Source organism: Rhizobium phaseoli (assembly GCF_001664385.1).
Taxonomy (GTDB): domain Bacteria; phylum Pseudomonadota; class Alphaproteobacteria; order Rhizobiales; family Rhizobiaceae; genus Rhizobium; species Rhizobium phaseoli.
The window spans coordinates 247,369-265,548 of the sequence record NZ_CP013533.1 but is presented as its reverse complement, the minus strand read 5'-3'; the positions used below and the strand labels follow the sequence as shown (position 1 = coordinate 265,548).

At 62.2% G+C, this 18,180-nt stretch carries 15 protein-coding genes; 4 read left to right on the top strand and 11 right to left on the bottom strand.

Annotation, left to right across the window (positions count from 1 at the left end; translation table 11 throughout):
* Positions 1 to 41: 41 nt before the first annotated feature.
* Complete coding sequence (locus tag AMC88_RS22935; RefSeq protein ID WP_064826038.1) at positions 42 to 1,997, bottom strand: HAMP domain-containing methyl-accepting chemotaxis protein; 1,956 nt, start codon at positions 1,995 to 1,997, stop codon at positions 42 to 44.
* Positions 1,998 to 2,652: 655 nt separating this feature from the next.
* Here AMC88_RS22935 and AMC88_RS22930 point away from each other — a divergent pair.
* A complete protein-coding gene (locus AMC88_RS22930) occupies positions 2,653 to 4,251 on the top strand; it encodes a GGDEF domain-containing protein (protein ID WP_237353179.1) in 1,599 nt (532 codons plus the stop codon).
* 32 nt (positions 4,252 to 4,283) lie between these two features.
* On the opposite strand, the gene AMC88_RS22925 is transcribed toward AMC88_RS22930, so the two are convergent.
* From AMC88_RS22925 to AMC88_RS22895, 7 genes are all read right to left on the bottom strand, one after another.
* Positions 4,284 to 4,622, bottom strand: a complete 339-nt coding sequence (locus AMC88_RS22925) for a hypothetical protein (RefSeq protein WP_016737038.1) — start codon at positions 4,620 to 4,622, stop codon at positions 4,284 to 4,286.
* 94 nt (positions 4,623 to 4,716) lie between these two features.
* Positions 4,717 to 5,814: an ABC transporter substrate-binding protein gene (locus AMC88_RS22920; RefSeq protein WP_029532119.1), complete on the bottom strand. Its 1,098-nt coding sequence runs from the start codon at positions 5,812 to 5,814 to the stop codon at positions 4,717 to 4,719.
* A gap of 50 nt (positions 5,815 to 5,864) precedes the next feature.
* Complete coding sequence (locus tag AMC88_RS22915; protein ID WP_064819674.1) at positions 5,865 to 6,905, bottom strand: ABC transporter permease; 1,041 nt, start codon at positions 6,903 to 6,905, stop codon at positions 5,865 to 5,867.
* Between the two features lie 18 nt (positions 6,906 to 6,923).
* Positions 6,924 to 8,420 carry a sugar ABC transporter ATP-binding protein gene (locus AMC88_RS22910; RefSeq protein WP_064826036.1) on the bottom strand — a complete coding sequence of 499 codons (1,497 nt, stop codon included), beginning with the start codon at positions 8,418 to 8,420 and terminating at the stop codon, positions 6,924 to 6,926.
* A gap of 102 nt (positions 8,421 to 8,522) precedes the next feature.
* Positions 8,523 to 9,416, bottom strand: a complete 894-nt coding sequence (locus AMC88_RS22905; RefSeq protein ID WP_064826035.1) for an NAD(P)-dependent oxidoreductase — start codon at positions 9,414 to 9,416, stop codon at positions 8,523 to 8,525.
* A complete protein-coding gene (locus AMC88_RS22900) occupies positions 9,406 to 9,960 on the bottom strand; it encodes a gluconokinase (RefSeq protein ID WP_064826034.1) in 555 nt (184 codons plus the stop codon). The genes AMC88_RS22905 and AMC88_RS22900 overlap by 11 nt, the downstream gene beginning before the upstream one ends.
* Positions 9,961 to 9,973: 13 nt before the next feature.
* Positions 9,974 to 10,738 (bottom strand): SDR family oxidoreductase, encoded by a 765-nt coding sequence (locus AMC88_RS22895; protein WP_064826033.1) that lies wholly within the window; start codon positions 10,736 to 10,738, stop codon positions 9,974 to 9,976.
* Between the two features lie 133 nt (positions 10,739 to 10,871).
* Between AMC88_RS22895 and AMC88_RS22890 the strand changes: the two genes are divergently transcribed.
* Both AMC88_RS22890 and AMC88_RS22885 read left to right on the top strand, forming a co-directional pair.
* A complete protein-coding gene (locus AMC88_RS22890; protein ID WP_064826032.1) occupies positions 10,872 to 11,813 on the top strand; it encodes a 2-hydroxyacid dehydrogenase in 942 nt (313 codons plus the stop codon).
* Between the two features lie 10 nt (positions 11,814 to 11,823).
* Complete coding sequence (locus AMC88_RS22885) at positions 11,824 to 12,855, top strand: L-idonate 5-dehydrogenase (RefSeq protein ID WP_064826031.1); 1,032 nt, start codon at positions 11,824 to 11,826, stop codon at positions 12,853 to 12,855.
* 11 nt (positions 12,856 to 12,866) lie between these two features.
* Here AMC88_RS22885 and AMC88_RS22880 read toward each other — a convergent pair whose 3' ends face one another.
* Complete coding sequence (locus AMC88_RS22880) at positions 12,867 to 13,937, bottom strand: LacI family DNA-binding transcriptional regulator (protein ID WP_064823362.1); 1,071 nt, start codon at positions 13,935 to 13,937, stop codon at positions 12,867 to 12,869.
* Between the two features lie 180 nt (positions 13,938 to 14,117).
* On the opposite strand from AMC88_RS22880, the gene AMC88_RS22875 reads away from it, so the two are divergent.
* Positions 14,118 to 15,044 carry an SMP-30/gluconolactonase/LRE family protein gene (locus AMC88_RS22875; RefSeq protein WP_064826030.1) on the top strand — a complete coding sequence of 309 codons (927 nt, stop codon included), beginning with the start codon at positions 14,118 to 14,120 and terminating at the stop codon, positions 15,042 to 15,044.
* A gap of 263 nt (positions 15,045 to 15,307) precedes the next feature.
* On the opposite strand, the gene AMC88_RS22870 is transcribed toward AMC88_RS22875, so the two are convergent.
* Together AMC88_RS22870 and AMC88_RS22865 are read right to left on the bottom strand one after the other, a co-directional pair.
* The gene (locus AMC88_RS22870) at positions 15,308 to 17,407 is read right to left on the bottom strand and encodes a vWA domain-containing protein (RefSeq protein ID WP_064826029.1); all 2,100 of its coding nucleotides are present in this window, start codon (positions 17,405 to 17,407) and stop codon (positions 15,308 to 15,310) included.
* Positions 17,404 to 17,928 (bottom strand): RNA polymerase sigma factor, encoded by a 525-nt coding sequence (locus tag AMC88_RS22865; RefSeq protein WP_037146583.1) that lies wholly within the window; start codon positions 17,926 to 17,928, stop codon positions 17,404 to 17,406. The genes AMC88_RS22870 and AMC88_RS22865 overlap by 4 nt, the downstream gene beginning before the upstream one ends.
* Between the last annotated feature and the right edge of the window lie 252 nt (positions 17,929 to 18,180).

The following is an 18,180-nucleotide window of genomic DNA, read 5'->3' as shown; positions in this document are numbered from 1 at the left end:
CTGCCCTTCATCACTTCATTTTTGGCAGATTGCCGTGTGGTTCAGAACTCTTCCCAATCGCCGGCCAATGCCGCGTTCCCCTGGAACGACCTGCCGACCTTGGCAATCATCTGGCGCGCCGGCGAAGCCACGGGCTGAGCATGCTGTGCCGCGGGAGCCGGCTGCGTTATGCGCCTCGATGCCACTGCTCCACCGATGTTGAACTGGCCCAGGAGCTGGAACAATGCGTCGGCTTCCTTGGCGAGTTTGTGAGCGGCGGCCGTGGCCTCTTCCACCATGGCGGCGTTCTGCTGGGTGCCCTGATCCATCCTGTTGACGGCGGTATTGATTTCCTTCAGCCCGGTCGCCTGCTCCTGCGAGGCGCCGACGATGGCGCCGACATTGCCGTCGACCTGCTGCACCTGTACCGCAATCTCCTGCAGGGCCTTCCCCGTTTCGCCAACCAGGGCGACACCGTTTTTCACATGGCCGTTCGACGCGTTGATCAGCTCCTTGATTTCCTTTGCCGCCTTGGCGGAACGCTGCGCCAGCTCGCGCACTTCCTGGGCGACTACGGCAAAACCCTTGCCGGCTTCACCGGCGCGGGCCGCCTCGACGCCGGCGTTCAGCGCCAGCAGGTTGGTCTGGAAGGCGATCTCGTCGATGACGCCGATGATGCTGCCGATTTCGGTGGCGGAAGATTCGATCTTGCCCATCGCATCGACCGCGTCGCGGACGACACTGCCCGAGCGCTCCGCATTGTCTTTCGTCTTGCGGACCAGCTGACCTGCCTCCTGAGCCCTGTTGCTGGAGTCGGCGACGGTGGTCGTGATCTCTTCCAGGGCCGCGGCGGTCTCCTCGACGGAGGCGGCCTGCTGCTCGGTACGCTTGGCGAGGTCATCCGAAGCGGAGCGGATTTCCTGTGCGCCGGCCGCGATGGCGCTGGCGTTCTCGGCAACCTTCTGCATGGCAGCGCGGAGCTTTTCGACCGCTGAATTGAAGTCGGCTCTGAGTTTTTCCAGAGACGGGATGAACGGCGTGCCGATCTGCTGCGTGAGATCGCCATCGGCCAGCGCCTGCAATGCACTGCCAAGCTGGCCGACAGCCCGGTCGGTCTGCTCGGCAAGGGTGCGGCGTTCGTCGGCATCCTGTTCGAGCCGGTGCCGTTCCGCCACAGCCCGCCTGGCTTCCGCATCGGCTTCCCGCTCCGCCTTTGCCGAAATGGCGTCGCGCAATCCCGCTACCGCGCGGGCAAGCTTGCCGATCTCGTCGCCACGTGCTTCGAGGCGACGATCACCATCGAGATTGCCTTCCGCCATTGCCTTCAGCGACAGCTGCAGTTTTGCCAGCGGACCGACGATCGTGCGTGCGGTAATAATCGCGGCGAGGACGGAAAGAACAGCCGCGATGCCCAGCGCCGTCAGAACGATCGGCTTGAAGCCGCTCGCCGTGCCGCGGACGTCTCCGCCGATCGATTTGTTCAGTGCTTCCTGGTAGTCGATGAATTTGTTGATGGCGCCGAGCCAGGCAACGAAGTCCGGCCGCGCCTGTTCGAGCAGAATTTTGCGAGCAGCCTCACCGTCACCCTTCTCCTGCAGCGCGATGATCTGGGCGACCAGGAGATTGGTTTTCGCCTGTATGTCGGCGATCTCCTTCAGGATCGACCTTTCCTGGTCCGTGGCGCCAGCCGGGGAGGCGACCATATCAGCCATGCGCTTTTCGTTTTCGGCGTAGGATGCCGCCAGCTTTTCGATCAGCGCCTCGGCCGCCTTGCGTTCATCGGCAGAGGTTACCAGGGTCACGTCGCGAATGGCGATCGCCCGATCATGCACGCTGCCCCGAAAATTGATGGCGAACCGTTGCTTGACGCTGTTGACGTCGTTGATCGTTTGGAGATTGCTGTTGATCTCGGCGACCTTGACCGTTGAATAGATGCTCAGGCCGGCCATCAGCAAGATCAGGAAGCTGAAGCCAAGGGCGAGACGCACCGCGATCCCGAAATTCTGAATGCTCTTCATTACCACTCTCCGTCGTATGGGAGGTTTTGATACAGGTGTCTGGACTGCCAGGATCGTTCGTCGCATCTCGTTCAAATGTGGGACCCCGTTGTCCCGAGCACCCGATAAGGCACCCCGCGCGCCGCACGTTGTCGCCTGAGCGCAGCCAGCGCATCAAAGGCGTGAGCGCCTGCGTCGTGACATGTCGATTTCATACGAGATTCGGATCCCCGGCCCGCCGTCATGGCGTGGTTGACGATCCCTGGGAACGTCGCTCCGATAGCTTAAAAATAAAGTTATATATTTTAGAGAATGTAAACGACGCCGAGAGGGCATCGTTCTGGTGCGCTTTTTGTATATTTCGACTGTATTTCCGCGCAAAATGTCTGATTTTCTCCACAGTGAAGAACATGTGGAGTTGCCGTGATGAAACGAAGCATATCACCTGTTGCAAAAAAGACCGCTCAATGTTCGCGGGAGCGGTACCCGAATCATGATCTGCGGAAGCGCGAGCCGATGTTCGTGGCTTGTTAAGCGAAACTCTTTGAGAAGTTTTAGAAGTTCTCATGGACCATGCGCCGGAAAAAATGGAGCAGAGGTGGCACGACAGGCGTCTTCCGAGTCAAGGCAGGATGAGAACCTGGCAGCGCACTGGCAGGTGCTGCTGGATAGTGCCGTGCGTCTGGACTGGGAATGCCGCACCGGCGAAGCGCTCGGGGCAGGCGAGGCCGCCTATGAGGCCGCGCTTGAGGCAGGCGATGTTGCCGGAGCCTTGCGCGCCTCGCATCGGCTGGCACTTATCCATTTCAACAAGGAGAGTTTGGCGGAAGGCCTGAAGATCTGCATCCGCGCCGAAACCTGGCTGCGCTATTGCCAGGACCAGGCCGCGGTCATTTCCCTGCAGTCGATCCATGGCGGCCTTCTGGTGGCGCTCGGCGATCTGGAAACCGGCTTCGCCCTGCTGACCGATTGCCAGAAGCGCACCAAGTCCTGCACGGATCCGCTCGCCAACTGGCGGGCGCGCACGGCCTATGCGGTGGCATTGTTCGATACGAAGGATTTCGACCGCGCGGCGGAGGCCGCGGCCGAAAGTCTGGATTATGCGGAGACCAGCTGTCTGGCAAAAGGCTCGGTGCTGATCGCCCGCTCGATCGCCGGCCGCATGGCGGCGCGCGCACTCGGCGAGCATCGTCTGGCAGGACGGGAGCTCGACACCATCCTGCTGTCGCGGACGGAAGCCCAGCTGCGGTCCATTCTGACCGACGCCCAGGCGGAAAACCTGCCCTATGAGATTGCCGAGTGCCATTGCTATCTCGGGCTCCTGGCATGGACGTGCAGCGAAGACGCCGCGGCTGCCGCCCATTATATTGCCGCCATCGCCGCCTGCCGCGTCGCCGAGGACGAGGTGCTGCTGGCGGAAACCTCCTACTGGTACGCCTATCTTCTGGCCGGGCAGGGCGCTTCCGCCGAAGCCGTGTCGCTGCTTGCAGCCATCGAGGCGATGGAAGCCGCTCTGGCCACGCCCCGCATGAAACTGCGCCATTTCGACATGCGCTTCCGGATTGCCGAAATGGCCGGCGATTGGAAGGCAGCCTTCGACTATCACAAGATCTATCATGAGATGGTGATCGAGGATTACCGGCGGCTTGCCTCGGCGCGCGCCTATACGATGAAGCTTGCACTCGACCTGGAGACGATGCGCCGCAAGGAAGACAGCGCCCGGCTGGAGCGTGAGCGCCTGCTCGAGGAAAATCTACGGCTTGCCGCCGAACAGCGCGAGGCGGTGCTAGCCTCGCGCACCGACCCGCTGACTGGCCTCGGCAATCGGCGTGAACTGCAGCTTAGATGCAGGAATTGGGTCGAATCCGGCGTCACCCATGCAGCATTGCTGCTGTTCGACATCGACCACTTCAAACGCATCAACGACATCTTGTCTCATGCGGTCGGCGATATCGTCCTGCGGCAGGTTGCCGGACTGCTGGGCGGCATCGGGCCGGCAGGCAGTCTGGCGATCCGCATGGGCGGCGAGGAATTCCTGCTCCTCCTCCCCGGCACGACAGCCGGCGAAGCCTTTGCCGATGCCGAGCGGCTGCGCCTGCGAGTGCAGGACCATGACTGGTCTGAGATAGATCCGAGGCTCGAAGTCACCTGCTCCATCGGCCTGGCGGATTGGTCCTTGACCAACAGGCTGGAGGCCGCGCTGCATATCGCGGATGCAAATCTTTACGCCGCCAAGAATGCCGGCCGTAACCGCTGCATGGCGACGCCGGCGTAACGGTTGACGCTCACCCGTTACTCCGCCGGATGTCAGGCAATGGCCGGCGAGTATTCGTTGGCCGAGAAGACGTGATGATGCACCTTGCCGGTGAAAAGCTGCAGAAGCTCGCCGGTAACCTCGCGGCTCTGGAACCGGACGTCGGAGAGAAGTGCTGCGTTCACGGCCTCCATGTGAGGATAGCGAATAGCCAGGGCCATTGCATAAACAGGGGCACCCTCGTCGCGCTCCATGCCGTCCAGCACCCGGATTTCCTCCGCCCCCGGAAATTGCGTCCAGAGCGGAACGAGCCGCTGTCGCACGAAGTCGCGAAATTCCTCTTCCCGACCGGGATGGATTTCGCCCTCAAACAAAGCATAACGAATGATCATAGGTTCTCTCTTCCAAAACTCGCCGGAGCTGGATCGGTATTGATGTGATGTGGGAGGTCAGGGCGTACCGGTCGATACACCCTGCTTGATAGGCTTATTTGCCCCAGATTTTCTTGTATTGATCGCGATAGCCGTTATCGGGATCGAAGCTGTTCTTCGGTCCGCCGTCGAACTCGACGTTCGCGCTGGTCACCACATGCAGCGGCGACACATAGCCCGACCACGGGGCGCCGGCAAAGGCGCGGTTCAGCTCGTCGACGAGCTGCCAGCCCTGCAGGTTGAGCGGCTCGGCGACGGTGACGGCCTGATACTGCTTGGCGCGGATCCGCTGATAGGCGCTCTCCGAGCCATCGCCGGCCGCGACATTCACCGGCTTTCCGTCGCCGGCAATGCCGGCCGAGGCGAGCGACGGGCCCATGAAATCGTAATAGAGGTCGTTGATCGCCAGCGAATGCGTCCACTTCGCACCGTACTTCTGCAGCAGCGAGGTGGTCAGCTGCGGCATGCGCTGCGAGGTTTCGGCGATCGGCGTGTCGACATATTCGAGCACCGTGCCGCCGAGATCTTCGATCTCCTTCTTCATCCGGTCGGCCTTGGCAATCGCGATCGCATAGGTCGAGTCGGTGAAGATGATGACTCCCGGCTTGCCGCCGGCATCGGCGAAGGCCCAATCGGCTGCGGACTTCGACACTTCCATCGCGTCGGTGGTCACATTGGCGAAAACGCCGACCTCAGGAACCGGGCCGACGGCCGAAGCGGCGTGCCAGGACACCATCGGAATGCCGGCCGCCTTGGCCGCCTCCATCGCCGGCTTCTGCTCGACGGCGTCGAAGCCGTTGATGATGATGCCATCGGGCTTCAACGCCATGGCCTGGCCGAAGGCCGCCGTCCGTCCGCCGATCGAGCCGGCGCCGTCAAGCGCCTTCACCGTCCAGCCCAAAGCGCCTGCCGCTTCCTGAACGCCGTTGACGACGCCGAGAATGCCGCCGTTCTTCATATCGGCAGCAAGAATGACGATGTTCTTGCCGCTCGCACCCTTCGGGCCGCTCGTCGGGCCATCCCAGGCGCTCACTTTGGACGCATATTTGTCGACCACTGCCTTGGCGTCAGCCATCGAATCCGCCATGGCCGGCACGCTCAGCATAAGGGCGACGGTTGCGACCGTTGCCTGCAATAAAGTCCTGCGCTTCATGTTCACTCCTCCATTTTGTTTGTTCTGAAATGCCGGGTGAGCCGGCATCCTCATTTGGATGCGGGTGTGATCCTCCTCACAGCTCCGCGCTTGCGCTGGGCGTAGCCTGCAATGCCGATGGCAATCAGCAGGGTCACGCCGTTGAACAGCGGTTCGACGAAGAACGACCCGCCGAATTGCTGAATTCCAGATATCCCGACCGCCAGGATGATAACGCCGATCAGCGTGCCCCAGACGTTCACCCGGCCCGGCTTGATCGTCGTCGATCCCAGGAATGCGCCGACAAGCGCCGGCAGCAGATATTCGAGGCCGACGCTCGCCTGGCCGATGCGCAGCTTCGAGGCGAGAAGAACCCCGGTCAGAGCAGCCAACAGGCCCGATGTGACGAAGGCGCCGATCACGAATTTGCGGACGGGAATGCCGTTGAGGGCGGCGGCCTTGGGATTGGCGCCGATGGCGTAGAGATAACGGCCGATCGGCAGGTATTCGAGCACGATCCACATGCAGATCGCGATCAGCAACACGTAGAAGCCGGTGATAGGCAGACCGAACAACATAGTGCCGTTCAACGCGTAAAAGCCGTCCGGCAGCACGCCGACCACCTGCCGCCCGCCGGTGTGCCAAAGGGCAAGTGCATAGAGGACCGTTCCGGTACCGAGCGTCGCGATGAAGCTGTCGATCTTGGCGACCTCGACCAGCAGGCCGTTGATGAAGCCGGTGAGGACGCCGAGCGCGAGAACGATGAGAACGGCAATCGGCCAGGGCAGGCCGTAGACCGTCTGCAGGCTGATGGCGAGAATGTGCCAGAGCACGATGCCGTAGCCGACGGTCAGGTCGATGCGGCCCGATGCCATCGGGATCATCGCGGCCAGCGACAGAAGCGCGATGATCGCCTTGTCGGAGACGATCGAGCGGACGTTCAGCACCGTCGGAAACGTATCCGGCAGAAGGATCGAAAAGAGCACGATCAGGCCGGCGGTCAGGATGACGAGCCCGTAAACCGGGATCAGGCGGCCGATCTTCTGGCCGGTGGACAGGCCGGCCATCTCGCTCTTGGTCGGCTCCAGCGCGGTGGATTCAATGGATTGCATGGCTGTTCTCCCGATGGCTCAAGCCGCTTCCGACGCCGAGGCGGCGGTGATGACCGCCTCTGTGGTCAGAGCGCTTCCACTCAGTTCGCTGACGATTTTGCCGCGCGAGAAAACCAGCGCGCGGTGGCAGATATGGGCGATTTCCTCGAAGTCGGTCGAGACCACGACGACCGCGAGACCGGCTTCCAGCGCCTGGGTGATCAGGCGGTAGATTTCCGCACGCGCGCCGATGTCGACGCCCGCGGTCGGGTCTTCCGCGACCAGCAGCTTGCGGCCGGTCGCCAGCCAGCGGCCGACGACCACCTTCTGCTGGTTGCCGCCCGACAGCGCCTCCACCGGCAGATCCGGATCGTTCGGCCTGAGGCCGACGGAATGGCCGATCGCATGGGCAAGATCGGCTTCCCCACGCGGCGACAGGAAGGAGAAAATCCCGCGGCCGACGGCGCCCGGATTGAGATAGGTATTTTCCCGAATGGACAGCGACAGCGCGACGGATTCCTCCGTCCGGTCACGGGCAATCAGACCGATACCCGAGGCCATCGCCTGCCGCGGGCTGGAAAGATCCGGCGCCTCGCCACGCAGCAGAACCGAGCCGTTGAAGGGCTCGCAGCCGAACAGCGCCCGGCCGATTCTTTCCTGGCCGGCGCCGCGCAATCCAACCAGCCCGAGCAGCTCACCCTCTCTTATATCGAAGGAGATCGGGCTCGTGCCGGTGCAAACGAGGTCGCGAACCTCGACGATTGCCTTGCCGGGTTTGATCTCGGCTTTGGAAAAGAGGCTGTCACTGCTGCGGCCGATGATCATCGTCACCAGTTCGTCGGGGGTGGTCTCGCTGACCGGCTTCTGCCCGACCATGCATCCGTCGCGCAGCACGGCGACGCGATCGGCGATGCGGAAAATCTCGTCGAGCCGGTGGGAGACATAGATCATGCCGACGCCGCGCTCCTTCAGGGGACGGATGGCGTTGAACAGCCGATCGACTTCGTCGGCGGGCAGGCTCGCCGTCGGCTCGTCGAGCACCAGAACATCGGCTTCGACGGCAAGCGCGCGGGCAATGGCGACAAGCGATTTTTCGGTGCGCGACAGGGCCGAGACCCGCGTCGTCGGATCGAAGTCGCAGCCGACGAGCTTCAGCGCTTCCTTGGCCCGCGCCTGCGTCCTGTTCCAATCGATGAGACCGCTTCGCATCGAGAAACCCTGCGACAAGCCCATATTCTCGCCGACCGTCATCCACTCGATCAGACCGAGATCCTGATGGATGAAGGCGACCGGCTGGCGCTCGTTCGGTTTCGGCGGGCGATGATGGTAGCTCTGGCCGCGAAAAAGGATGTCGCCGTGATCCGGCTTGTAGATGCCGGCAAGCGTCTTGATCAGCGTCGATTTGCCGGCGCCGTTTTCGCCCAGCAGCGCCAGGATCTCGCCCTCGCGCAGATCGATCGATACGTCACGCAGCGCCTGCGTGCCGCCGAAGCTCTTGGTGATCGATTGGAACTCCAGCAGTCTCTTGGCTTCCACTGTGGCTCCTCCCAAAGCTGCAGTTCTTACAGAAATATGTTATCGATAACATTCATCGATAGTCAAGCGGAAAATGACGATCCCCAACCCCGCGAGATGAAATCAGCCGGGACGAAATCCGTCGAGAAGGCGCATCATCTCGGCCGAGTCCTTCGGCCCAAGACCGGCGGCGCACAGCAGGCGATGAATCTCCACCACCGCACCCGTCATCGGCAGCGGCGTCTTGGACTTCAGCGCAAAGGCCTGAAGCGAATCCAGGTCCTTCAGCATATTGTCGATCCGGCCGGTCGGCGAGAAATCCCGGGCAGCAAATTTTGCCATGTATTCCTGCAATATCCGGCTATCCGCCCTGCCGCCGGCAAGGGCTGCCGGAATGGCTGCGGGGTCGACGCCGCCGGCTTCGGCGAGCTTGACGGCTTCCGCCACCGCCTGGAACAGCACGGCGCAGAACAACTGATTGATCAGCTTGGTGGTCTGCCCAGCGCCGGAGGCGCCCATCAGGGTATAATTGGCGGCAAGATGCCGCATCACTACACGCGCCCGCTCGAAATCCTCGGCGCTGCCGCCGGCCATGATCGTCAGCTTTCCGCCGAGCGCGCCAGGCACGCCGCCCGACAGCGGGCAATCCACCCATGCCATTCCCGTTTCCCCACGCAGCCGCTTCGCCATGTCGGCGGTCTCGGCAGGGTCGATGGAGGACATGTCGATCAGCAGCTTGTCGGCACTCGCCGCCGCCGCAATCCCCTTTTGGCCGAAGACGACGGCGCGCACGATGCTGGCGTGATTGAGGCTGAGAATGCAGAATTGCGACGCCGAGATGGCACTCGCCACGGAACTCGCCGCGTGAGCGCCTTTGCCCGTCAATGCCGCGACCTTTTCGGCATCGAGATCGAAGACGGAGACTTTGTGGCCGGTTTCGATCAGTCGCGTGACGATCGCCGTTCCCATGATGCCGGCGCCGATGACGGCGACGTCTGCTCGATAATCATCCTGCATGAAACCCTCCCTTGATGGCCGCGCTTTTCAGCCCCTCACAGGCCAGCGCCACCATATCATCCAAAGCCATGTCGATCGCCACCGTCACAACGCCGGCTTCACCGGTCGGCGGCTCCAGCGTCTGCAGCTGGCTGTCGAGCAGCGACGCCGGCATGAAGTGGCCCTGACGGGCCTGCATCCGCGACAGCAGCAGATCGCGGGATCCTTCGAGGAATACGAAGGCCAGCCGTCCGCCAGCCGCCTGCCGCAGCCTGTCCCGATAGCTTCTTTTCAGCGCCGAACACGAAATCACCAATCCCTGCGATGCGTCTTGCGCGGTCTTTATTTCCGCCCCGATCCGGTCGAGCCAAGGCAGGCGGTCGTCGTCGGTGAGCGGTATGCCCTTCGCCATCTTCTCGACATTGCGAGCCGGGTGGAGCTGATCGCCTTCCACAAACCGCATGCCATTTCGCGCGGCGACGCCCGCTCCAACCGAGGATTTGCCGCAGCCGCTGACGCCCATGACCACGACGGCCAGAGGCAGCACTTCTTTCCCGAGCTCCATCGTCGCGTCCCTGTCAGAGGCAGGTGGTGATGCCGCCATCGACATAAAGCGTGTGGCCGTTGATGAAGGACGAGCCGCGGCCCGAGAGGAAGACGGCGGCCCCCACCAGTTCCTCGACATTGCCCCAGCGTCCGGCCGGCGTCCGTTTCTCCAGCCAGGAGGAGAATTCGGGATTGTCGACGAGCGCCTGGTTGAGCGGCGTCTTGAAATAACCGGGCGCGATCGCATTGATCTGCAGGCCATGTTTGGCCCAGTCGGCGCACATGCCGCGCGTCAGGTTGCGCACCGCGCCCTTTGTCGCGGTATAGGGGGCGATGCCCGGGCGGGCCAGTTCGCTCTGCACCGAGGCGATGTTGATGATCTTGCCGTGGCCGCGGGCGATCATGGCTTTGGCAGCCGCCTGGCCGACGTAAAATACGCTCGAAATATTGGTGGTCAGCAGCAGCTCCCATTTGTCCGCCGGGAAATCTTCCAACGGCGTGCGAAACTGCATGCCGGCATTGTTGATCAGGATGTCGAGCGGGCCGATATCGGCCTCGATCGCGTCGATACCGGCTTTGGCGGCGTCCTTGCTGGTCACATCGAAGATGGCCGCATGGGCAGTCAGTCCCTGCGCCTTGAGGCTCTCGACAGCGCGTTTAACGCTTTCGGGCGTCCGGCCGTTGATGACCACCGCGGCGCCATGCTGCGCCAGGCCCTCGGCCAGCGCATAACCGATCCCCTGGCTGGAGCCGGTGATCAGGGCAAGCTGCCCGGTTAGATCAAACAGGTTCTTCATGCAAATAACTCCTCCGGTGTCGCTGCGAATGACGGCTTATACCGCCACTTCAGGTGAAACTCACTTGACATCGCTTGTCCGGATTATATGTTATCGATAACATAATCAACTGTCAAAATGCGGCGGAGACGGAATGCCTGAGGTAGAGATCTTGATGACCGGAGCCTATCCGGAATGGGACATGGTCGATCTGGAGGCGAAGTATCGCGTTCACCGCCTATGGGAAGCGACAGACCGGCAGGAGCTGATCGCAAGGGTCGGCAAGGATGTTCGCGCCATTGCGACGCGTGGCGAACTCGGCGCCTCCGCCGAGCTGATGCAGCAATTGCCGAAGCTGGAGATCGTCTCCTGTTACGGCGTCGGCACCGATGCCATCGATCTCTCCTATGCCCGCGCCAACGGCATTCGCGTCACCAACACCCCTGACGTGCTGACCGAGGATGTCGCCGATATCGCTATCGGACTGCTGCTTGCCACGGCGCGGCAGATTCCGCAGGCCGACCTTTTCGTCCGCGCCGGCCAGTGGGGCAATGTCGCCATGCCGCTGGTAACGCGCGTCGCCGGCAAGAAAGTCGGACTCGCCGGCATGGGCCGGATCGGCAAGGCGATCGCCAGGCGGGCTGCCGCTTTCGGCTGCGACATCGCCTATTTTGCCCGCAACGAGCACACGGATGTTCCTTATGCCTACCAGCCGAACCTAGTGGCGCTTGCCGATTGGGCCGATTTCCTGATTGTCATCGTCCCCGGCGGGCAGGCGACGATGAAGATCATCAATGCCGAGGTGCTCAAAGCGCTCGGTCCCAACGGCATGCTGATCAATGTTTCGCGCGGGACGACCGTCGATGAAGAGGCGCTGATCGCGGCCCTGCAGAACAGCACCATCCAGGCAGCCGGCCTCGACGTGTTCCTCAACGAACCGAAGATCGATGCGCGTTTCCTGACGCTGCCAAACGTGGTGTTGCAGCCCCATCATGGCTCCGGTACCGTCGAGACCCGTAAGGCCATGGGCCAGCTAGTCAGAGACAATCTCGCCGCGCATTTTGCCGGCAACCCGCTTCCAACTCCCGTCGTGTGAGGGTTTCGCTATGAAAGCCATCGTCATTCATGCCGCCAAGGATCTCAGGATCGAGGAGCGCGAGCCGGAGGTTGCGGGAGAGGGGCAGGTGGAGATCGCCATCGAAGCCGGCGGCATTTGCGGCTCCGACCTGCATTATTACAATCATGGCGGCTTCGGCACGGTGCGTCTGCGCGAGCCGATGATCCTCGGCCACGAGATCGCCGGCACGGTCAAGGCGCTGGGCGCCGGCGTGAGCGACCTTGCCGTCGGCGACCGCGTTGCGGTGTCCCCGAGCCGGCCGTGCAATCATTGCCAATATTGCCTGAAGGGACAGCAGAACCACTGCCTCAACATGCGGTTTTATGGCAGCGCCATGCCGACGCCACATATTCAAGGCGGCTTTCGCCAGCGGCTGGTGGCGGAGCGCTGGCAATGCCACAAGGTTGCCGACGGCATCTCCATTCACGAGGCGGCCTTCGCCGAACCCTTTGCCGTGACGCTGCATGCGGCCAGCCGCGCCGGATCGCTGCTGGGCAAACGCGTGCTCGTCACCGGCTGCGGCCCGATCGGCATGCTGGCGATCGTTGCGGCGCGGGTTCTCGGCGCCCGCGAAATCGTCGCGACCGATGTGACCGACAGCGTTCTGGCGATTGCCCGCACCAGCGGCGCGGATCGAACGATCAATGTTGCCACGCATGCCGCCGACCTTGCCGCCTACGGCGCCGACAAGGGATATTTCGACGTCATGTTCGAGGCGTCGGGCAATGAACGGGCGGTCCGCGCCGGTCTGGAGGCGCTGAAGCCCCGTGCCGTCCTCGTGCAGCTCGGCCTTGGCGGCGATGTCTCCATCCCGCAGAACATGATCGTCGCCAAGGAAATCGAGATGCGCGGAACATTCCGCTTTCACGAGGAATTTGCGCTCGCTGTCGAACTGATCAACGCGCGCCGCGTCGACCTGAAGCCGCTGCTCACAGGTGTTTTTGCCATTGAAGAGGCTATCGCCGCCTTCGAACTGGCGAGCGACCGCAGCAAGTCGATGAAAGTGCAGATCGCCTTCTGACAAGGTCTCGGCTATCGGACGCCGCGATCCGTGCTTTCGCGCAGGACGACCCTGTAGCTGGTCAACGTGATCTCGTCGCCGGTCGTCTCACTGCCCGCCTGCAGGGCGTCCAGCAGGCGGACGGCGGCCTGGCGGCCGATGCCGTAACAGTCGACATTGATCGTGGTGATGCTGGGATGACAGATCGACGAGATCTCGTAATCGCCGAAACCGGCAATGGCGATATCTTCAGGCACACGCATCCCCCTGCGCTTGCACTCCATGATCGCGCCGAAGGCGGACAGGTCGGAAACGCAGAGAACGACTTCCGTGTCCGGCCAGCGCTCCAACAGACTGACGATTGCCTGGCCGCCCTGTTCCATGGTGATCGGCGGCACGCCGAAGGAAATCGCCCGGCCCGGTCCCAGGCCCAGTTCTTCGACAGTCTTCAGGAAACCGCTGCGCCGCTGGCTGCCGCGTGTATCGCGCGCCGTCGTTCCGCCGATATAACCGAACCTGCGATAGCCCTGACTGGCAAGTGTCCGCACCAGCAGCGACATCGCCTCGCTGTTGGAAAAGCCGACGACATGATTGATCGGCTCCTCCGGAATTTCCCAGGTTTCGACCACGGGAATGCCGGCCTTATCAAGCATGCGCCGCGCCCGGTCGGTATGCGAGCCGCCCGTCAGGATGATGCCCTCGGGACGCCGGCGCAGCATCGCCTCGATCAGCTTTTCCTCTTTCTCAGCGGCATAGTCGGTATAACCGAGCAGAAGCTGAAGGCCGGTATTCTCCAGCGCGTCGGTGATGCCGCGCGCGGTGTCGGAGAAATTCGAATTGTTGATAGAGGGCACCAGCGCCGCGATGAAGCCGCTGCGCCGCGAGGAAAGGCTGCCGGCGGATAGGTCGAGCACGTAGCCGAGCGCATCGACCGCTTCCATGATGCGCTTGCGCGTGTCTTCGGAAACGCTCGCATCCTGGCGAAAGGCGCGCGAAACGGTCATGGCCGATACGCCGACATATTTGGCGACCTCAGCCATCGTCAGCTTTTGGGCGTCTCCTCCCTTGAGGCGCTTGTCTTTTGGCTCATCCTCGTTTTTCACTGGTCTCCGCCCTTAAAACAGCTTCCGAGTTGGCAACTGGGGATACGATAAAGTTATCGCTATCATCGCACAATCAATATTATTACTGGAAAGTTGCGTTCCACAGTTCATCGATCTCTATACGAAGGTCGTGAAGCAGGGCAGAATGGTATCGATAACAATTTGAGACGAGGAGGCATCATGTTCGGGGAAATCGAGGGTACGGGGTTCGAGGTTCTCGACCCGCGCTTTGAAAGCTGCTTCGTCGGCCATGCCCGCGTCGAGCGGCTTTGGACGGGCGGCCGCTGGCTGGAGGGACCGGCCTGGTTTGCCGCCGGGCGCTACCTGGTCTTCTCGGATATCCCCAACAATCGCATGATGCGCTATGATGATACCAGCGGGCAGACGTCGGTCTTCCGCTCACCCAGCAACAACTCCAACGGTAACACGGTCGACAATCAAGGACGGCTGATCACTTGCGAGCATCTGGCGCGCCGTGTCACGCGCACCGATTTCGACGGCGGGATCAGCGTGCTGGCGGATCGGATCGCGGGCAAACGGCTCAATTCACCCAACGACGTCACCGTGAAGTCCGACGGCACCGTCTGGTTCACCGACCCGAGCTACGGCATTCTCCACGACTACGAGGGCGACTACGGCGAGGAGGAAATCGGCGGTTGCCACGTCTACCGGCACGACCCGGCAACAGGCGCAACCCACCAGATGACTTCGGATTTCGTCAAGCCGAACGGGTTGGCGTTCTCCCCCGACGAAACGGTGCTTTATGTCGCCGATACCGGGGCATCGCACCTGTCCGGCGGTCCGCGCCATATCAGAAAGCTCGCCGTGTCCGATGCCGGCAAGCTGAGCGATCTCGGCATTTTTGCCGAATGCACCGCGGGCTTTTTCGATGGTTTTCGCGTCGATCGGGAGGGAAGGATCTGGACGAGCGCCGGCGACGGTGTGCACTGCTATGATCCAGATGGCACACTGATCGGCAAGATCCATATTCCCGAGATCGTCTCCAATGTCGCTTTCGGCGGTGACAAACTGAACCGCCTCTTCATGACCGCAACGACATCCCTCTACGCTGTTTATCTCACCGCCAACGGCTCAAGACTGGGATAATCGCTGAGCCCCTCTCAGGCGGTCTCGGTTTGTCGACAAACTCTCCTCCGTCATGCTCGGCCTTATGCCAGCCTTGTGCCGAGCATGTGATCACAATAATTGCTTGACGGGAAAACTTTTATTTTCAGCGACTTAATTGGACCAGCGTAGATCCTCGGGCACAAGGCTGAGGATGACGTCGCGGGTTTTGCGGTGGTTGCCCGCAAGCCTGAGGCCGCCTTTTCAGGCGGCCTGCCTTTCACCAACGCACGGGCGCTTCTTCCCTATTGCTGACTGAGTCCGTCAGCCAACCTGATGAGACCGAGGAAATCCGATCTGTAGCCGAAGGGATCCGCCCCCCGCGATGCCGCAGCGAGATCGGCGATCGCTTGATAGGAATAGGCATCGAGGGCGCTGGTGCGGCTCAATTTCTGGCCGAAGGCGGCGACGGCCACCGAGAAGCGAACGTCCTCAGGCGCGGCGTCGATGGTGGCGACCGCGTTGCCGTCACCGACCGGCGTGGTGATCAGGGCGCTCTTGTCTTCGCCCGGCCGCTTGTAGCGCATCTTGACGAAGGCGAACTCGCCCTGATGCGCGCTGCCCGATGCCTCGGCCGGCGCCTTGCTAGGTAGGCCGTAACGCAGGTCATCATTCATGACCGCGGGGCTTCCCTTGGGCGTGATCTCGTAGATCGCCGTGACGCTGTGGCCGGAGCCGATATCGCCGGCATCGACGCGGTCATTGTTGAAGTCCTCGCGTTTGAGGGCGCGCGTCTCATAACCGATCAGCCGGTATTCGGCGATCCGTTCCGGGTTGAACTCGACCTGGAACTTGACGTCCTTGGCGATCGGAAACAGCGTCGATCCGGCTTCTTCGACCAAGGTCTTCTGCGCCTCCGCCAGGGTGTCGATATAGGCGGCGCTGCCATTGCCGTTCTGGGCGAGCGTCTGCATCAGGGAATCGTTGAGATTGCCGCGGCCGAAGCCGAGAACGGTCAGGAAGATGCCGTCCTTGCGTTTCTCCTCGATGATGCGTTTCAGATCCTCGTCGCTCGACGGGCCGACATTGAAGTCGCCGTCCGTCGCCAGCATCACCCGGTTGACGCCGTCCTGGACGAAAGCCTTTTTGGCAAGATCGTAGGCCGCCTCGATGCCCTCCGCGCCGCCGGTCGAGCCTCCAGCCTCCAGCCTGTCGATCGCCGACAGGATCTTCGGTTTCTCTGCCACCCGCGTCGGCTCGAGCACCGTGCCGGCGTTGCCGGCATAGGTGACGATCGACACGGTGTCGTCGGCCTTCAGCCTGTTGACCAGCAGCCGGAAGGCGCTCTTCAGCAGCGGCAGCTTGTCCGGTTCGTCCATCGAGCCCGAGACGTCGATCAGAAAGACGAGATTGGCGTGCGGCGCGGTCGTCGGCGCGATGTCATAACCCTTGATCGCCACGTGCATCAGTTCCGTGTCGTGGTTCCACGGGGTCGGCATCACCGTCACGGTCGCCTTGAAAGGCTGATCGGCCTTCTCGGGACCCGGCCAGTCATAGGGGAAATAATTGATCATCTCTTCGACGCGAACCGATTGCGGATCCGGCATCGCCCCGCCGGTGAGCGACCGGCGGACAAAGGAATAGGAAGCGCTGTCGACATCGGCGGAGAAGGTCGAAACCGGATCCGTCGCGACACTCTTGATCGGATTAGCCGCGGCATTGGCAAAGCGTTCGCGGCTGGGATCGAGCTGAATCTGCATACGCCCATCTGCTGGCGGAACAGGCGAGGGGGCAACGGCCATCGGTTCAGCCAACAGCTGGCCCTGAGCAACCACACCAGGAGCGGCCGGCGCAGCACGTTTGGCCATGCCAAGAGCCGCCGCGGAATCCTCCGACTTGCTCTTGAGAGCGGCGATTTCGCCTGCATCGAATTCAGCGCGCAACTCCGCGGCGGACTTTGCCGCTTGAGGCTCCTTGTCCTGCAGGATTTGAGCGCTATCAGCCGCCGACGATTGAGCCGGCCGATTCTCTTCGGCCGGCGCTTCGGAAAGCTTGGGTTCGGCCGGTTTCGCCACCCCATTTTTCGAAACAGTGCCGGCGATCTTCTCCTGGTCGATAATCGGCTGATTGCGGGTCAGCTCGAGGGTGAGATAACCGGCGGCGGGAATGACGAGCAGCGTCGCAAGGGCTGAACCGGCGAGGAATTTCTTATTCACAGCAGGGCTCCATATCCAGTTGATGATGGAGCTTGGACGCCAGCCTCTGGCATTTCCTTGGGCTGCCGCTGCATTATTTTCTGCGCTGTCGAAGGCCTGCATCGCCGCCGCAAGGGCGCGCGCCCGCGCCTGCGGATCGATGGCGGGCGGGGTGAGGCGGGAGAGTTTTTCGAGTTCCTTGTCCATCATACCTCTTCCTTGCCGAACATGGCCTTCAGCCGCTTGCGCGCCTCGTGGACCTGCCAGGAGACGGTCGCCTCCGAGCAGCCCATGACATCGGCGGCGGCCGAATGGCTGAGGCCTTCGCCATAGACGAGCAGCACGGCGTCGCATTGTCGTTCCGGCAAAGCCCGCACGGCCGCCCACAATGCGCTCGATATCTCGTTGTCGTCTCCGCCCGGCGCATCCGCCTGCGGTTCGGCCGCATAGGCGCGGAACGTCTGCTCCTCTCGTGCGCGTTTGCGTCTGTGATCGCGAGCGGCGTTCAGCGTCAGCGTATAAAGCCATGTCCTGAAGCGGCTGGCGCCGCGAAAGCCGCGGATGGCGGCGCCGATTTTGACGCAGACCTCCTGGGCGATATCGTCCGCATCGGTGGAATTGCCCGACCATCGCCACGCCGTCGCGCGGACGAAATCATAATGGCGCGAGACCAGCTGCCCGAAGGCCTCCCTGTCGCCGCGCTGTGCTCGTTCTATGAGCTCCGCATCCAATGCGCACCTACCCCCAAGCTATCAAGCAAGATGCTATTTCAGGATTGAGACGTTTCTCCGAGGGCTTTCCTTGGGTCGTCGCCGAAATTTTATCGGATCTTTTTGGAAAAAGCGGCAAAGCCCTGGAAATGCGAGATCAAAATAAGAAAGCATCGCGACATACATGGGTCGCGGCCAGACAGATTGCCTCCGCCGCAAAGGGGCATGATGCACGCAGAGTCGGCCAAGGGCATGATCCGCATGTCCAAAATC